The following is a 16,736-nucleotide window of genomic DNA, read 5'->3' on the forward strand; positions in this document are numbered from 1 at the left end:
CATTTCTAGGAAAATATTAACTGTGCTATAATTCAGATATAATAATTTCCAATATCCAGCATCTATAGATTCTTTTCCCTTTGAATGCCAGCTTCATTTTTCGGTTCATTAGCGGAGGCCCTAGGCGCAATATTCTAAGTAGGCATAAACTCAACTTTTTTGCATAGGCATGATAGGGTATCAAAGCTCCAGAAAAAATGCAGTCCCTGGAAATATAGACTTGACTCCAGATTTGCATTTCTTCCCAAAATTATGAATACCAGTGAAAAATGTCTTTTCGTTGTACTATAAGAGATATCTTTTAACACTCTTCATTAAATAGAAACCATGCTTCAAAACATAGTGTCGCACTCCTTCAATCATCATGAATCCACTTTAAATCAGGTGTTTTTCCCGTAGTTTTTATGCATTCTTTATGCAATCAGATATCCCTTTTTTTCCTATTTCAAAAAATTCAGTGATGCTTTCATATGTGGGTGTCACAAAAGGGGAGTTCTCATGAATTATATCGAGTATGATTTGCTATTTGAATCAAGAAAACAGTTAATTGAGGAAATTACGGAGTTGGATGAAAAAACGCTCCACCATAAGCCTGTGCCTGAAGTATGGAACATCGCCCAAATTTGCCATCATTTATATCTTACGGAACAGGTTTTTACAGAAGTTATAGCAAATGGCATTCGGGAAAGGGATTTTAATAATATCATTCAAAAAAACATTTACTTCGTTACTGATAGAACAAGGAAATTCTCATCCCCTGAGGCCATTTCACCCTCTTCAGCCCCATTTCAATTATCGAGCCTCATGGATTTGCTGGCAGAATCAAGGGATCGATTATTACAGGTTCTTTATGATATGGATTCAGATATCCTGTTAAATAGAAAGAAAGCCAAACATCCCCTGTTCGGGGACCTCTCATTGGATCAATGGATTGAGTTATTATCCTTACATGAACAAAGGCATATCAAACAGATTCAAGAAATAAAGACCGCCCTTATATAAGCCTTTCATGACAAATTAAATAATCAGCCGGAGACTTTTCAAACAAAGAGACCACGTCATTTTGTGGTCTTTTTTCATGCATGCTATGAAACGATCGTGACTGTCGGGAGCTGCACCAAGTGTATAGATTGGCAGAGCCCATATTTCCCTAGCCAGCATTCTAGTATCAAGATGATACTTTTAGTTTCCTTTTGATTTGTGTTGCGAAGATTTCAAGACAGATTGCGACGATTAGGATAAAATATGTTTTAGTTTCAAGCTAACATCTTCAATGTATCTTGTTGTTGCCAAGTGAACGTACGTTAAGAAAGAGTAAATCTTTGTATAAAATTTGTTAAAGCCGGGCCTCACTATTCAAATTTCGTGCTTTACTCGTGAATTCGGAGCATTTACTCGTGAGTTCTGTAACTTTACTCGTGAGTTCTGGGCATTTACTCGTGAATTTCGTACTTTTACTCGTGAATTCAGAGCATTTACTAGTGAATTCGATCGATATCTGGAATGGAAGTTTTTATATAACATATGTGAAACAATCGCTCCGATAGATTATGATCGTGAGCTCAAGGACTTGATTACTCCGCTTATCCCGGCATAATGATCCCACTTGCAAAAGTGGAATCGAACTTGAACACTGCAAAATATCCCGTTCGAAAAGAGTGGGAAAAATCGCATTCAGCGTGCTCCTGCTGGATCCGAACTCTACAAAGCCGCGCTGCCGATAATATTGAAACATGGAGGTCATATCCGGACCGTCCTTTTCTATTTCAGGAAAAGTTGATTTTGTTACAAAAGATGTATGAAGAGCAATCGGGAAATCGTCTATTAACCTAAGCCTGCCAATTTTAAAGACCTTATTTTCCGCCAACAAAAATCCCCCTTTACATATAATTTCCTTGTTACTGTCAGTGTAATGAGAAAATATGAAGCTATCATGATTTTCTTGTAAAAAAAAGTCCTGGTCAATTACCAAAACAAAAGGAAGCACTTATTTTATCGATCTTTTTCCATACAAGACCCTGTATGTTCAGTCTTTCAAATTCCCAATCCAGCATGTAAGCATGCCGCTTTCACAGCAAATTCCTGGTTTCATAGATCGATATTTTTCAATACCACATCATTAATGGCCATGCTTTTTTTCCTTAATTTCAAAGCATTCACACATTCCGTTCCAGGGCTCATACTGCCAAGCCGAATCGGCTTTTCCCCATAATCCCCATGAAAATCGGAACCTCCTGTTTTAATGAGATTATATTGATCTGCATATGAAATCGCTCTTTCCTCTTCTGCATGACCATGATGCGGGTGAAGAACTTCAATCCCTTCAAGCCCTGCTTTTACAAGATCAGGGATAATTTCGAAGCTCCCGTATTGTCCAGGGTGAGCCAGGACCGGGACGCCTCCGGCAGCACGAATCGCCTTCACAGCCAGTATGGCATCCACATACTCCATAGGAATAAAGGCAATGCCCGGCTCTTCCCCATTTTGGCCGCGGCTGAAGATTTTCCTATACAAATCTCCATAGATAGAATCCGTATACCCCGATTCCCGAAGCGCCAGCATAATATGCTGTTTATAAACACCGGTTCCTCCCCTGAATTTAGATACCTGATCCCAAGTTATTCGATATCCTGCATGAATCAGCCGTTCCACCATTTTTTCAGAAGCTGCATTCCTCTTTTCAATAAGTGGATTACATAAATCCTCAAGGGCCTTATGACCAGGCTCGACAAAATAGCCCAAAATATGTACACGTCTTCCTCTTGCAAAGTCATAACCGGAAACTTCGATACCAGGGATGATTTCAATACCTAGTTCCTTACCCCGTTCCACCATCTCTTGCAATCTCATTGTATCGTGATTCGTAATCGCTAAATGGCCAATGCTCTCCCTTTTTGCAACCTCCAATAGTTCTTCAAAAGAACTGGAACCATCTGAAACGTTCGTATGACAATGTAATTCAACCTTCATGCCAATCCCCCATTCTTATTCGTTTCCCATTTTCATTTTAACTTAGTGCCATGTCGGTCAACGTTAAGATGATGTAAAAAAATGTAAAGGTGTAAAAGTCGTCCTGATTGGTGAAAATACTTAAGTATTTCAAGCTGCAGACAAAAAAATTTCCAGTTGATTTCAGAAACCCGCTCCCTTTCCGCCGACTGTCTGCCAAGCCGCATCAAAGCAAACGCCTATGGGGTCTCGGCTAGCCAGTTATTCGGCAGGAGTGTCGCAATTTTCTTCCATCCATTAAGGAGTACAGGTGAAAAACTTAAAGGATAAACTAGTCTTAAATTGGGTTCGGAGGAAGACGAACCTGCAGTTTTTTCAATAACACAAAGTTGATTGGAACGTAAGGCACGAGACTCCTGCGGGAAAAGCGTGGCATGGGAGACCCCGCAGGCGTGCCGAGGAGGCTCCCGGACCGCCCGCGGAAAGCGAGAACCTGGAGTGAAATCAACGTTCCCATTTTACAAACGCACTTTGTAGACAAAAGGGTTCTATCTAAATAAAAACAAAGTTGATTGGAACGGAAGGTACGAGACTCCTGCGGGAAAAGCGTGGCATGGGAGACCCCGCAGGCGCGCCGAGGAGGCTCCCGCCCGCCCGCGGAAAGCGAGAACCTGGAGTGAAATCAACGTTCCCATTTTACAAACGCACTTTGTAGACAAAAGGGTTCTATCTAAATAAAAACAAAGTTGATTGGAACGGAAGGTACGAGACTCCTGCGGGAAAAGCGTGGCATGGGAGACACCGCAGGCGCGCCGAGGAGGCTCCCTGACCGCCCGCGGAAAGCGAGTGCCTGAAGTGGAAATCAACGTTCCAAAGTAACATGTTCATTCGTCCTTTTCAGCTCCCTACCCTGTTACGGATTTCCCATTAAGTTGAAATAAAATCAGAACAAAACCAATAAAATTTTTGACTTACTGTCAAAAATGATGTACATTACCTAATGGGCGAACAATTTTTATTAAAAAAGACAAAAATATTCGTATATAGAGGTGCATAACATGGAAAACGTGTTTGATTATGAAGATATTCAATTAATTCCTGCAAAATGTGTAGTAAATAGCCGTTCTGAGTGTGATACATCCGTTACTTTAGGTAAACATACATTCAAGTTACCTGTAGTACCTGCCAATATGCAAACGATCATTGATGAAAAGATTGCCATTTACTTGGCTGAAAACGGTTACTTTTATGTAATGCATCGTTTTGAGCCAGAAAAACGACTGACTTTCATTAAAGACATGCATTCAAAAGAATTGATCGCTTCCATCAGTGTCGGCGTTAAAGAAGAAGAATACGGATTCATCGAACAATTATCAAATGACAACATTGTGCCTGAATACATTACGATAGATATAGCGCACGGACATTCCAATGCCGTGATAAAAATGATACAGCATATTAAAAAACATTTACCTGAAAGTTTTGTCATTGCAGGAAATGTGGGAACTCCTGAAGCGGTACGTGAATTGGAACATGCCGGTGCGGATGCTACAAAGGTGGGCATTGGACCAGGGAAAGTATGCATCACTAAAATCAAGACTGGATTTGGAACGGGCGGCTGGCAATTAGCTGCACTTCGCTGGTGTGCAAAAGCGGCAAGCAAGCCAATCATCGCTGACGGCGGCATTCGCACGAACGGTGATATTGCCAAATCAGTTAGATTTGGAGCTTCAATGGTCATGATCGGTTCACTATTTGCCGGACATGAAGAATCTCCAGGTCAAACGATCGAGAAAGATGGAAAGGCCTTTAAAGAATACTTTGGTTCAGCTTCGGAATTCCAAAAAGGTGAAAAGAAAAACGTTGAAGGCAAAAAGATGTTTGTCGAGCACAAAGGATCTTTGGAAGATACGTTGAAGGAAATGGAACAAGATCTTCAGTCATCCATTTCATATGCAGGCGGTACCAAATTGGAAGCTATCCGGAATGTGGATTATGTGGTCGTTAAGAATTCAATCTTTAACGGCGACAAAGTTTATTAAGAAGTAATGATAAAAAACGGCCTAATCAATGGATTAGGCCGTTTTTTTATCATTACACCTTTTTAACAAATTGGGATTTTAATTTCATTGCACCAAAACCATCTATCTTACAATCAATATCATGATCTCCATCAACTAGACGGATGCTTTTGACTTTAGTGCCCATTTTTAAGACGGATGAGCTCCCTTTCACTTTAAGGTCCTTGATTACCGTAACGGTATCACCGTCGTTCAAGGCATTTCCATTAGCATCTTTGATAACCTTCTTTTGATCACCATTTTCCGTTTCCGCTTCCACTGTCCATTCATGGGCGCATTCCGGGCAAACTAAAAGACTGCCGTCTTCGTATGTATATTCTGAATCACATGCAGGGCAATTAGGAAAATCAGGCATAAATTCACTTCCTCCATTCATTATGCCAATTTTAATATAATAATGGTTTACACACAACCAGTAGTTTATTACCTCCCTTGTCCCTCCCTTCCTCTAGAACCTATAAAGGTTTTACTATATACTTTTAAGAAAAAGCTGGAAAGTGCGGTGAACCCCTTGTTTAAACTTCTATTGATAGAAGATGATACAACGTTATTCAATGAAATTAAAGATAGATTGGCGCAATGGTCTTATGATATTTACGGAATCGGCGATTTTAGTAAAGTGGTTCAGGAATTCACGGACATAAAACCTGATTTGGTCATCATTGATATCCAGTTGCCGAAGTTTGACGGATTTCATTGGTGCAGAATGATCCGGGCCCATTCCAATGTTCCCATCATCTTTTTATCATCACGTGATCATCCTACGGACATGGTGATGTCCATGCAGCTTGGAGCTGATGATTTTATCCAGAAGCCTTTTCATTTCGATGTACTCATCGCGAAGATACAGGCCACCCTTCGCCGTGTCTATAATTACAATACGGAAAAGATCGAATTGAAAACGTGGTGCGGCGCCACCGTGGATTACGAGAAGAACACGGTTTCGGCCGAGACGGGCACAATCGAATTGACGAAAAATGAAATTTTCATCTTGAAAAAGCTCATTGAACAGAAAAACAAGATCGTAAGCCGCGAGGAATTGATCAACAGCTTATGGGATGACAAACGTTTCATAAGCGATAACACCCTTACAGTGAATGTGAACCGTTTACGAAAGAGGCTGGATGAACTGGATTTAGGGCATTTTATCGAAACGAAGGTCGGACAGGGCTATATCGCCGTGGAAGTGGCAAATGCATGATCGGAAAATATCTCGTGGAAAGGTTCAGCTGGATCACATTCTACATACTTCTTCATCTATTCATTATCTTTGTCGCCTATCTTGATTCGGCCATTCCGTTAAGGCCCATACTGTATATTGTTTTTTTATCATTGCTCATGTTCAGTATGTTTTTGATTTTCCGCTATAAAAAGGAAACCTACTTTTATAAAAGTTTAGAAGCACGGGAAGACAACCTGGATATAACGAATATAGCCGAACCAGAGAGCCCTTTCGAAAAAATCATAGAAAACTGCATCATTAACCAAACCGAATTATTGAAGCGATCCGCAGCAACCGGTCAAATGACTTTAGAGCAGGAGAAAGATGAATTATTATCTTGGATTCATGAAGTGAAGACACCATTGACGGCGATGCATTTAATGATTGACCGCTTGGATGATGAATTGCTGAAATCACACTTGACTTATGAGTGGCTGCGCATTCATCTTCTTCTTGATCAGCAGCTCCATCAAAGGCGCATGCCTTTCATCGAAAATGATTTGTATATAGAGAAAACCGATTTGGAAACAATAATCTTTGATGAGATTAAAACGCTGCGGTCATGGTGCATTCAAAAAGGAATCGGCTTCGAGATACAATTGGACGTAACCGAAGTGCTTAGTGATGCCAAGTGGCTGGCCTTCATCATGAGGCAGCTCTTGACCAACTCCATTAAATACAGTGAGAACGCAGATATCACGATTTATAGCCATGAGCGAGCCGGACAAACGGTTCTTAAAGTGCAGGATTTTGGACGGGGCATTGACCCAAAGGATTTATCCCGCATATTTGATAAAGGATTTACATCCACGACAAATCATCGTGACAGTGCGGCAACCGGCATGGGTCTATATTTAACCAAGAATGCGGCCGAGTCCCTATTCATCTCCATTGATGTGAAATCAGAGCTTGGAACCGGGACGACCGTTACCTTGACCTTCCCAAAAAGAAATGATTTCGTGAATATCACAAGCATGTGACAAAAGTGTCACATGCTTTTATTCTTTGTTCGTCCAAACGAAGGAAAAGAAATACATGGCCTTTTATAATGAGGATATAGAAAAAAAGGAGTGTATCCAAATGAATATATTAGAAGCGAAAAAAATCCATAAAAGCTATGGTAATAAATTCAATAAACAAGAAGTATTAAAGGGTCTTGATATAAGCATACAAGAAGGTGAATTCGTAAGTATCATGGGTGCTTCCGGTTCAGGAAAAACGACTTTGCTGAATGTCCTTTCCTCGATCGATAAAATCAGCAACGGCACCATTACGATTGATGGTAAAGAGATTTCAGGGATGAAAGAAAAGAATTTGGCCGAATTCCGTAAGAACCACTTGGGCTTCATTTTCCAGGAATATAACCTATTGGACACATTGACTGTCAAAGAAAATATCCTCTTGCCCTTATCCATTACAAAAACTCCCAATAATGAAGCGGCACAAAAGTTTGATAGCGTGGCGAAGGAACTGGGCATATATGAAGTGAAGGATAAATACCCAAATGAAATTTCCGGTGGTCAAAAACAGCGTACGTCTGCAGCGCGGGCTTTCATCCATGATCCAAGCATCATTTTTGCGGATGAACCGACTGGGGCGCTTGACTCCAAATCAGCTTCCGATTTACTGAACAAACTGAGCGAAATGAATAAAAAGCACAAAGCGACCATCATCATGGTAACCCATGATCCCGTGGCCGCCAGTTATTGCAGCCGAGTCATTTTCATTAAAGACGGACAAATCTATACCCAATTGAATAAAGGTGAACAATCCAGACAAACCTTCTTCAAAGACATCATGAAAACACAAGGTGTATTGGGAGGGGTTCAAAATGAGCATTAATCAACTCATCTTGCGAAATCTGAAGAAGAATCTGAAGAACTATTATCTGTATGTGTTTGCCCTGGTCTTCAGCGCTTCCCTGTACTTTGCTTTCGTCACCTTGCAATATGACCCAGCGCTGGATGAAGCGGAGGGTACGGTGAAAGGGGCCGCCTCCATCAAGGCAGCATCGATCCTGCTTGTTGCGATAGTTTCCATATTCCTTTTTTATGCCAATAGCATTTTCATTAAAAGACGCAGTAAAGAAATTGGCTTATTCCAATTGATAGGCATGACGAAGAACAGGATATTCCGTATCCTGAGTGTGGAAAACCTGATCCTGTATTTCTGTTCCGTATTCCTGGGAATCTTTGTAGGGTTTGCCGCTTCAAAATTGATCATCATGATCCTATTTAAAATAATGGGTGTCCAGACAATCGCGACTCTTAACTTTTCTTTTCTGCCGCTAGTGCAAACCTTGCTCGTTTTTAGCGCCATCTATCTTTTAATCATGTTGATGAATTATGCCTTCATTAAAAAGCAAACCATTCTATCATTATTCAGAGTGACTTCCATGACGGAAGGAAAAGTGAAAAAAGTTTCGATGGTCGAAATGATCATCGGGATATTCGGGATCGCCCTGATCACTGCTGGCTATGTCATTTCATCCAAATTATTCGATGGAGCATTTACACAGATGACCGAGCTTTTCATGGCCATGATCGTCATTCTGGCAACCGTCATCATCGGTACCTACCTATTCTATAAAGGATCCGTAAGCTTCATCTTTAATATCGTCCGTAAAAAGAAAAATGGCTATTTGAACATCAATGAAGTATTGTCCCTTTCATCCATCATGTTCCGGATGAAATCAAATGCGATATTATTGACGATCATCACGACCGTTTCCGCTTTGGCAATCGGTTTATTATCATTAAGCTATATCTCCTACTACTCAGCGGAGAAAATGGCACAAAGCAGTATCCCTACCGATTTTTCGATGACGGATATGGGAGATGCGGATAAATTCAAAGAGGCTTTATCAGACAGTAAAATTGATTATGACGCAAAGGTGATTGACGTCATTCAGGTGGATGTCAATGTAAAGGAAATAATGGAAACAAGCCTCGAAGGAGTGAACTTCGATTCGGACATCATGACCGTTCCCGTCATCAGTGATGAATCGGTTAAAGGAATCAACCTAGCTGAAGATGAGACCCTTTTCAGCGGATACAGTAGTATGATGGAGAAGGTCATATCCTTGAAGGATTCCGGAAAGATTGAACTGAAGGGCAAGAATGAAGTAATTCCGCAAACATATATAGGTTTGAATGATGATACCTTCCTGTCCTATTACTTCACGAGTGGCGGATTGCCCGTTGCGATTGTAGACCAAACGATATTCGACCGTTTGAAAAAGGATATCGACCCGAAAATCCAAAAAGTATCATCCGTTAATATCGGCATTGATGTGAAGGATGAAGCTGAACTTGAAAAAGCGAATGATCTATTCAAAAGGATGAGTTTCAAAGAAGAACATGTGAATGATTCCCAATTGGAAATGTTCAACACCCAGAAGAAGAATATGGGCCTTATCATGTTCATCGTCGGCTTCTTGGGATTAACCTTCCTCATTACCTCCGGCTGCATCCTGTATTTCAAGCAAATGGATGAAAGTGAAGGGGAAAAATCCAATTATACGATTTTAAGAAAACTAGGATTCACGCGTGGTGACTTACTAAGAGGAATCCAAGCAAAACAAGTTTTCAATTTCGGTATTCCTTTAGTCGTCGGACTGCTTCACAGTTATTTCGCAGTCCAATCAGGTTGGTTCTTGTTCGGGACCGAAGTTTGGACACCGATGATCATCGTCATGGCATTATACACGGCATTGTATTCGATCTTCGGAATCCTATCCGTATTTCATTACAAGAAGGTCATTAAAGAATCTCTATAATTTCGAAGATACTAAAAGCTCCAGGGCTAATGATGCCTTGGAGCTTTTAAACTGTAGAAAAATCCGGAGAAAAGTCGGTTCGCCTAAAATTTTTCTAAAAAAACATTCCAGTTGATTGGAACGGTGGGTACGAGACTCCTGCGGGAAAAGCGTGTCCAAGGGAGATCCCGCAGGCGCAAAGAGCGCCGAGGGCGGACCCCCGCGGAAAGCGAGTGCCTGGAGTGGAAATCAACGTTCAAATTGTACAAACCCTCAATGAAGTTCCAGCTGCTTTGGAAATCCGCTCCCTTTAAAGTACCCCAGCCGGTTTCATCATTTCCTTGATCAATTCCCTGTTGCGCTTTTTAAAGATTTCATTATGGGAAGAAACCATCCCCACACCGTGAGCATCAGGCTGGATAAATTGCTTTGCCTTGTTTACGGCATTTGCAGCATCTTGAAAAGTGCCTGCTATCAGGTTCAATTTACCTTCATGCTTAAGGATATCACCGGCTGCGTATATTCCATCCATCGAGGATTCACTTGCAGGAGTACCTTCAATATAATAGTTGTCGGCAATGGCAATATCGACTTTACTATTTTGAAGCAGCGATGTATCACGCTCATAACCATGATTGATGATGACTTCATCGATCGGCAAGTAAGAAACTTCTCCCGTTGCGTGATTCGTCAGTTCAACATGTTCAATTGATTGATGATCATCACAGGCGATCAATTTTGTAATCGTCGTATTCAAGAAACAAACAGCAGAGCTTTCCATCAATTGTCTTGCTTGTGATTCATGTCCTGCTAAACTATCTTTCCTGTATGTCAGATAGACCTTTTTGGCGATGGGCTCTAATTCATTTGCCCAGTCTATGGCAGAATTCCCGCCGCCTGAAATGATCACCGTCTTATCCTTGAAACGATTGAAAGACTTGACAGTATAGTTTAAATTGGAGACTTCAAACCTTTCTGCCCCGTCTATTTCCAACTTTTGCGGATTCAGGATTCCGCCGCCAACCGCGACAATGATCGTCTTAGAAAAGTGCACTTGACCTGAAGCCGTATGTAAAACGAAGATGCCTTCTTCATTACGTGTGATTGATTCCACTTTCTCATTCAAGACGACTGTTGGATTGAATGTTAAACCTTGCTCCACTAGCTGCTCAATTAATTTTTCCCCAGTAGTCGGTGTCAGCCCTCCAACATCCCAAATCATCTTCTCTGGATAGACATGAATTTTCCCGCCCAGCCGTGGCTGGTATTCAATCAGTTTAACTTTCATTTCTCTAAGTCCGCTATAAAAAGTGGAGTAAAGGCCTGCTGGCCCTCCCCCAATAACCGTTACATCAAATAAATCCTGCTGTTCCATCTACGCCCACTCCCCGGTAACCAAGTGTGATTGATTATCATTCTCATTTAATCGTACACTCTTTTCTCACTTTTTACAATAAGCAGGCGAGTTAAATTTCAAAAAAACCGATTCATTCTGCACGTATGTATGAAATTAGGGGAAAAAGTGCTGCACTTTCTTCGCACTGAATGCTAGTTTGAACGAGGTCTTTTCCCTTCTTCTATAAGAGTGTTGATGGTATCTATGAGTTCTGGTAGTTCCTCCATCGTTTTGATGGTGAAGTCTGCCCCGTTTTTCAAAAAGATATCTGCCGTTTTAGAGATGAGATCTTGTTTATCTCTTTCTGGCAAACTTGTATACTCATCCAAACTCAATCCCATCTCAGAGCTTCCGACAATTACTCCGACCGTCCATACCCCAGCATTCACTCACTCTTGCATATTGGAAGTGGTATCGCCTACCTTCACTACCTTCCATGATGCCGCTAATTTCAATTTTTCCATATTCCGATAGATCATATAAGGATATGTCCTTCCGATCGAATGGGTTGCATCGGGGGTTACATGAAAATCCGGCCCATACCCTTTTTTCAAAGCATTTGCTGTGACGACCTCCATCATTGTATCGGTATATCCCGTTGTCGACCCAATCTTCAGGCCGCGATTCCTTAATGCTTCCACTGTCTCGATAACCCCTGGAATGGGACCTGTATAATCCGCCAATGACATCATCAGCGCCGGTTCGAATTCAGCATATAGTTTTTCAACGTCTTCCTTATTGAATGGCCTTCCGTATTGCTCCTCCCATAACGAAGATATCCTTGGCATGGTCAGCATCGCACGAATATGGTCGATTTTCAGCATGCCCATCGGAGCTCTGGCTTCCTCCATCGTCACGTCCAGTCCAGCACTCTTAAAAATATCCACAAAAACATTCACTGGTTACAGTTTTTTTGAGTCAGTGTAAAAATTAGATTTCCACTCCAGGCACTCGCTTTCCGTTCCAATCAACTTTGTTTTAAAAGATATAACACCTTTTGTCTACAATCTAATAATAAAGGGAATCGGAATACTCTAACACCGACGATGATTTTAAAGGAAATCAGGCCCATGCCGAACCATGTTTAAGACTAGTTTATCCTTCATGTTTTTTTCCTGTACTCCTTAATGGATGGAAGAAAATTGCGACACTCCTGCCGAATAACGGGCTAGCCGAGACCCTACAGACACTTGCTTTGATGCGGCTTGGCAGACAGTCTGCGGAAAGGGAGCGGATTTCTGAAACAATTGGAACTTTAAATAAAAAAACTGTGTCCTCCGTCAATGGAGAGTGGCCCGGTGATTCCCATAAAGTTGAGCCTAGTACCTCAATTAAAATTCCTTTCATGCTGAAGGAGCCATTCCTTTCTCCACAAGCCACCCGCATAACCAGTTAATTTCCCATTTGAACCTATTATTCGATGACAAGGAATCACGATGCTTAACTTATTTCTGCCGTTAGCGCTCCCTACTGCCCTAATGGCTTTTTCATTACCGATTGAAACGGCAATGTCTTTATAGGAACCCGTGTTAGCGTACAGGATTCCCGTTAATGCGTTCCACACGTTTTTTTGGAAGATGGTCCCTTCAAGTGTATAAGGAAATGTAAATTCCCTGCGTTCACCTTTGAAATACTCATCAAGCTGACTAAAGCACTCCGCCAAAACCTGAGGCGTGTGCTCTTGCATAATATTTATCTTTATATCCCTTTCAGCGAACATTATGGAACTGATGGCATCATTCGTTCCTGATATTTCGATAACTCCAATCGGTGATTCATAATCTAGTTTATATAATTCACTCATATAAGGACCTCCATTTCTGTATATGTGGCTTACACTCGATTCTTAAGATTCATTTTGCGATATTCACTTGGAGTACAATTTTTCAAACGGCGAAATACTTTATAAAAGTTTGAAGGGCTTTGGAAACCGACTTCAAGGCAAATTTCAAGATTCGTTCGACTTGTGCTTGTTAGAAGGTATGAAGCTTTATCCACTCTGATTTTTTCCAAATAGGAACGGGGAGTTTCTAATGTTTCCTTTTTGAACAGCCGCTCCAGATAATAGGAACTTACACCGACATGATTGGCAATATCCTTTAATTCCACTTTTTGATTATACTGATTGACCAAGAAAGTGATGATATCTCTTACAAGTCCCATCTTCAGGGAATCATCAACTTCCGGTTGGCATCTTTTGCAAGCACGGAAACCAGCCTTTTCGACTTCATCGATTCATGATAGAATTTCACATTTATTTTTTTCGGCTTCCTTGACCTGCATGAAGGGCGGCAGTATATTTTAGTTGTCTTTACTGCGGTAAAGAATAATCCGTCATATTTAGGGTCGCAAGCAATGATTTTCTCCCACATTTCTTCAAAAGAAAGATTTATAGCAACAGCCATTATACTCCGCGCATCCTTTCAGGTTTTTCTTCCCATATAAATGTGAGGTGTCACTTAGCTCTACTATTCGTGCTGTATCTCGTTCCAACAATTCAATGGCTTTATCGAACAGGGCATTCCCGAAACTGAATCGTTTCACTCCTAATCCTGCAAGCTCCTTACCATTCGTCAATCCAGGTAAAGATGATACATTAAGGGGAGCGCCTACATTCAAAGTGATTTCCTTTATTTCATCATGGTTCGTTAATCCAGGGATGAATATTCCGCTGGCACACTCTCCACATACGCTTTTGCCCGCTCTGCCGTTTCCGGGAAAGGATGTTCTTTTTGAAAATAAGTATCTGTTCTGGCATTGATGTAAAAACCTTCATACCCATTATAATCCAACGCTTCCCTTATTTTCACTAGCAGGCTGCAGTGTTGGGATATATCTCTTAGCCCTTTTTGCTTTTTGAATGAATCCTCAATATTGATCCCGGCTACACCGGCGTCCGCCGTCCTTAACACATTATCGACAATCTTGTCTGCGGTTTCACCATAGCCTGCTTCAATGTCCGCGATGACGGGAATTTTCACATTATCCGCAATTAGTTTAATGATACCTAAATGTCTTTCAAAATCAATCAATTCGCCATCAGAATACCCCAGGGAGTTGGCAATTCCCCAGCTTGTCGTTCCAATCGCCTTGAATCCTGATTTCTCGAGAATCAAGGCCGATAATAGATCCCAGGCATTCCCCATTATCAACAGGTCCTTCGAAAAGTGTAATTCATTAAATTCCTTAATATTAGTCATTATAGATGCTCCTAAAATTCATTTGTCCCTATTCTAACAATCACCCCAGCTCCAAATCGTCCTCATTCTTGCTCTTATGGTCCATTTCAAATAATGATTGTCCTGGATTCCCGTGATAAATAAAAAAAATGCCCTTTCATTCCGGGGCATTTTCATGATCCAATTGATTAATTTACGAAAAGATATAACTTCCTATGATATTCCTCAAATGCCTGCTGGTCCTTTTCCGTGTAGTCCATCCACTTCACTTTCTTGCATCTTTCCTCTAATCTCTCATTCAGTTCATCTTCTATTTCATTCATGAAACGGATGATTTCCCCATAGGGCATATTGAAATGACGGGCTGCAAGCCTGGGCGGGGAATGTTTTACCAGCAATCTCATGAATTGATCGACCGTGTCCGCCTTCGATGCAAGATAATCTTCTTCGTTCACGATGAATTCATACACTTGTTTTTTGACGCCAGAAAGTTCTGGTTACTTCGTCGCGCAATAAAAACTCCATTAATCTATCGTTCATATGGCTCTACCTCGAATTGGTTTATATTTAAATCCTCTTGGATATGTATGAAAATTCTATACTGCCCGATACCTCATTATGACATCGTAACGGCAAGCCATCAAGCAATTCCTCCATCAATACATAAAGCGTAATAATTACGATTTAAATACTGTTTTAAGTAAAATAACATGCATATGCTTTAAAAGTCAACGTTTGTATTGTGTGCATAGTAAGCATTCTTTATTGGCAAAATATGAGCATGAACAAATGGAACAGCTCTTTATTAATTTTGTATAGGCAATGAGAATAATTTTGTTAAAATTTGATATAATAAATGTAATATTTAGTCAATTAGTATCTTTTCCTAGAATTTGCTTTTGCAAAGGGGTAGAATGAAGCTAATGACATCTTATTTTTTCTAATGTTTCCGAGGAGTTATAGGGTGGGTATAGCAAGTACATAGTGACAGCTGGAATGCTGTCCGACATATCGGTTGTTTTCATTTGTTCAAAATAACAATGAAAAGAATAAGGAGTGATTTTTTGAAACCTTCAACAAATCGCATGTTAACCCGTATTAAATCCGTTTATATGTTCATTAGCAATAACGGTACGGTTTCTACTCAAGAGCTTGTAGAAGAATTTGGCATCACTCCTCGAACTGTGCAGCGCGATTTAAATGTCTTAGCATACAATGACCTTGTTCAAAGCCCAAGCCGAGGCCTTTGGACGACAACAAGTAAAAAGGTGAAGATGTCATCGTAAAAAAGAACGACCACCCGAACAAGATCGATATGTAAAATACTTTGAGGCGGACAATATTGTCCGCCTCATTTTTTGTGTCCAGCTATCATTCAGCCGGTTGGCCCGCCTTTAACTGTTCAAGCTCCTCCGCCGTCAATTCACGGTATTCACCAAGCTCGAGTTCCTCATCAAGCTGTAAACTCCCCATGGAAAGACGCTTTAGGTAGACGACACGTTTGCCAACGGCCTCAAACATCCGCTTCACCTGATGAAACTTCCCTTCCATGATCGTTAGCTCGATATCCGATGTCAGGCCTGATTTTAAAATGTTCAATTCTCCTGGTTTTGTTTCGTATCCATCATCCAAGGTCACTCCGTTGCGGAATGCCTCGATATCCCGTTCCGTTACTTCGCCATCAATGACCGCAAAATATGTTTTAGGGACATGTTTCTTTGGGGAAAGCAGTTGGTGGGCAAGCTTTCCGTCATTCGTGATCAGCAATAAACCTTCTGTGTCCTTATCCAGACGGCCTACAGGAAATGGCTCGAATACCGAATCTTCCGGCTCCAAGATGTCGATGACCGTTTCTTGGTAGTTATCTTCCGTTGCCGACAATACGCCCGGCGGTTTATTCATCATTAAATAAATGAATTCCCTGTATTCAACCCGTTCACCATGAACCGTCACGTTTTCCGTATCAGGGTCCACTTGTTCCTTCGGATCCTTAATCAGCCTTTCATTAACCTTGACGGCGCCGGATTTCAGGAGCTTTTTCACTTCTTTCCTGCTGCCATAACCAATATTGGATAAAATCTTATCTATTCTCATCGTTTCCTCCTAAAGCCTTTTTCAGTAAAAAGCCTTGCCCACTTTAATGACAGGCAAG

General features: G+C 41.0%; 16 protein-coding genes and 2 pseudogenes. 7 read left to right on the forward strand and 11 right to left on the reverse strand.

The annotated features are described in order from the left end of the window. The first annotated feature begins 498 nt into the window (after window positions 1-498). A complete protein-coding gene (locus AC0VX1_RS19600) occupies window positions 499-1,002 on the forward strand; it encodes a DinB family protein (protein ID WP_057276759.1) in 504 nt (167 codons plus the stop codon). Between the two features lie 511 nt (window positions 1,003-1,513). Here the strand turns inward: AC0VX1_RS19600 and AC0VX1_RS19605 are convergent. Together AC0VX1_RS19605 and AC0VX1_RS19610 are read right to left on the reverse strand one after the other, a co-directional pair. Next, complete coding sequence (locus AC0VX1_RS19605) at window positions 1,514-1,867, reverse strand: UTRA domain-containing protein (RefSeq protein ID WP_413003435.1); 354 nt, start codon at window positions 1,865-1,867, stop codon at window positions 1,514-1,516. A gap of 221 nt (window positions 1,868-2,088) precedes the next feature. Beyond that, window positions 2,089-2,970, reverse strand: a complete 882-nt coding sequence (locus AC0VX1_RS19610) for a PHP domain-containing protein (RefSeq protein WP_475468464.1) — start codon at window positions 2,968-2,970, stop codon at window positions 2,089-2,091. Between the two features lie 1,037 nt (window positions 2,971-4,007). On the opposite strand from AC0VX1_RS19610, the gene guaC reads away from it, so the two are divergent. Next, the gene (gene guaC, locus AC0VX1_RS19615; protein WP_095679189.1) at window positions 4,008-4,991 is read left to right on the forward strand and encodes a GMP reductase; all 984 of its coding nucleotides are present in this window, start codon (window positions 4,008-4,010) and stop codon (window positions 4,989-4,991) included. 52 nt (window positions 4,992-5,043) lie between these two features. Here guaC and AC0VX1_RS19620 read toward each other — a convergent pair whose 3' ends face one another. Continuing rightward, complete coding sequence (locus AC0VX1_RS19620; protein ID WP_057276762.1) at window positions 5,044-5,385, reverse strand: zinc ribbon domain-containing protein YjdM; 342 nt, start codon at window positions 5,383-5,385, stop codon at window positions 5,044-5,046. Between the two features lie 156 nt (window positions 5,386-5,541). Here AC0VX1_RS19620 and AC0VX1_RS19625 point away from each other — a divergent pair, with 156 nt between their 5' ends. From AC0VX1_RS19625 to AC0VX1_RS19640, 4 genes are all read left to right on the forward strand, one after another. Continuing rightward, window positions 5,542-6,231 (forward strand): response regulator transcription factor, encoded by a 690-nt coding sequence (locus AC0VX1_RS19625; protein WP_098866443.1) that lies wholly within the window; start codon window positions 5,542-5,544, stop codon window positions 6,229-6,231. Beyond that, window positions 6,228-7,232, forward strand: coding sequence for a sensor histidine kinase (locus AC0VX1_RS19630; RefSeq protein ID WP_413024554.1), 1,005 nt, complete (start codon window positions 6,228-6,230; stop codon window positions 7,230-7,232). The genes AC0VX1_RS19625 and AC0VX1_RS19630 overlap by 4 nt, the downstream gene beginning before the upstream one ends. Window positions 7,233-7,332: 100 nt before the next feature. Continuing rightward, entirely contained in the window at window positions 7,333-8,094 is a 762-nt protein-coding gene (locus AC0VX1_RS19635) for an ABC transporter ATP-binding protein (RefSeq protein WP_057277077.1), read from the forward strand. Then, a complete protein-coding gene (locus AC0VX1_RS19640; RefSeq protein WP_475468468.1) occupies window positions 8,084-10,030 on the forward strand; it encodes an FtsX-like permease family protein in 1,947 nt (648 codons plus the stop codon). The genes AC0VX1_RS19635 and AC0VX1_RS19640 overlap by 11 nt, the downstream gene beginning before the upstream one ends. A 289-nt stretch (window positions 10,031-10,319) precedes the next feature. Here AC0VX1_RS19640 and AC0VX1_RS19645 read toward each other — a convergent pair whose 3' ends face one another. The 7 genes and pseudogenes from AC0VX1_RS19645 to AC0VX1_RS19675 form a co-directional block, all read right to left on the reverse strand. Further along, complete coding sequence (locus AC0VX1_RS19645) at window positions 10,320-11,384, reverse strand: NAD(P)/FAD-dependent oxidoreductase (protein WP_098866446.1); 1,065 nt, start codon at window positions 11,382-11,384, stop codon at window positions 10,320-10,322. A 173-nt stretch (window positions 11,385-11,557) separates the two neighbouring features. Beyond that, window positions 11,558-11,794 (reverse strand): hypothetical protein, encoded by a 237-nt coding sequence (locus AC0VX1_RS19650; RefSeq protein WP_413010375.1) that lies wholly within the window; start codon window positions 11,792-11,794, stop codon window positions 11,558-11,560. Beyond that, on the reverse strand, window positions 11,795-12,292 hold the full coding sequence (locus tag AC0VX1_RS19655) for an HAD family hydrolase (protein ID WP_475468471.1): 498 nt from the start codon (window positions 12,290-12,292) through the stop codon (window positions 11,795-11,797). A gap of 440 nt (window positions 12,293-12,732) precedes the next feature. After that, window positions 12,733-13,209 carry a methylated-DNA--[protein]-cysteine S-methyltransferase gene (locus tag AC0VX1_RS19660; protein WP_057276772.1) on the reverse strand — a complete coding sequence of 159 codons (477 nt, stop codon included), beginning with the start codon at window positions 13,207-13,209 and terminating at the stop codon, window positions 12,733-12,735. A 29-nt stretch (window positions 13,210-13,238) separates the two neighbouring features. Next, window positions 13,239-13,810 (reverse strand): annotated as a pseudogene (locus AC0VX1_RS19665) (bifunctional transcriptional activator/DNA repair enzyme AdaA). Continuing rightward, window positions 13,782-14,605 (reverse strand): annotated as a pseudogene (locus tag AC0VX1_RS19670) (isocitrate lyase/PEP mutase family protein). The pseudogenes AC0VX1_RS19665 and AC0VX1_RS19670 overlap by 29 nt, the downstream one beginning before the upstream one ends. Window positions 14,606-14,772: 167 nt before the next feature. Beyond that, entirely contained in the window at window positions 14,773-15,054 is a 282-nt protein-coding gene (locus AC0VX1_RS19675) for a hypothetical protein (protein ID WP_475468473.1), read from the reverse strand. Window positions 15,055-15,648: 594 nt separating this feature from the next. On the opposite strand from AC0VX1_RS19675, the gene AC0VX1_RS19680 reads away from it, so the two are divergent. Further along, the gene (locus tag AC0VX1_RS19680) at window positions 15,649-15,870 is read left to right on the forward strand and encodes a DeoR family transcriptional regulator (RefSeq protein ID WP_034309346.1); all 222 of its coding nucleotides are present in this window, start codon (window positions 15,649-15,651) and stop codon (window positions 15,868-15,870) included. Window positions 15,871-15,955: 85 nt separating this feature from the next. Here AC0VX1_RS19680 and AC0VX1_RS19685 read toward each other — a convergent pair whose 3' ends face one another. Then, window positions 15,956-16,678, reverse strand: coding sequence for a pseudouridine synthase (locus tag AC0VX1_RS19685; protein ID WP_034309348.1), 723 nt, complete (start codon window positions 16,676-16,678; stop codon window positions 15,956-15,958). Window positions 16,679-16,736: the final 58 nt, after the last annotated feature.

The sequence above is a fragment of the Peribacillus sp. QJM3NY_7 genome (assembly GCF_056173225.1).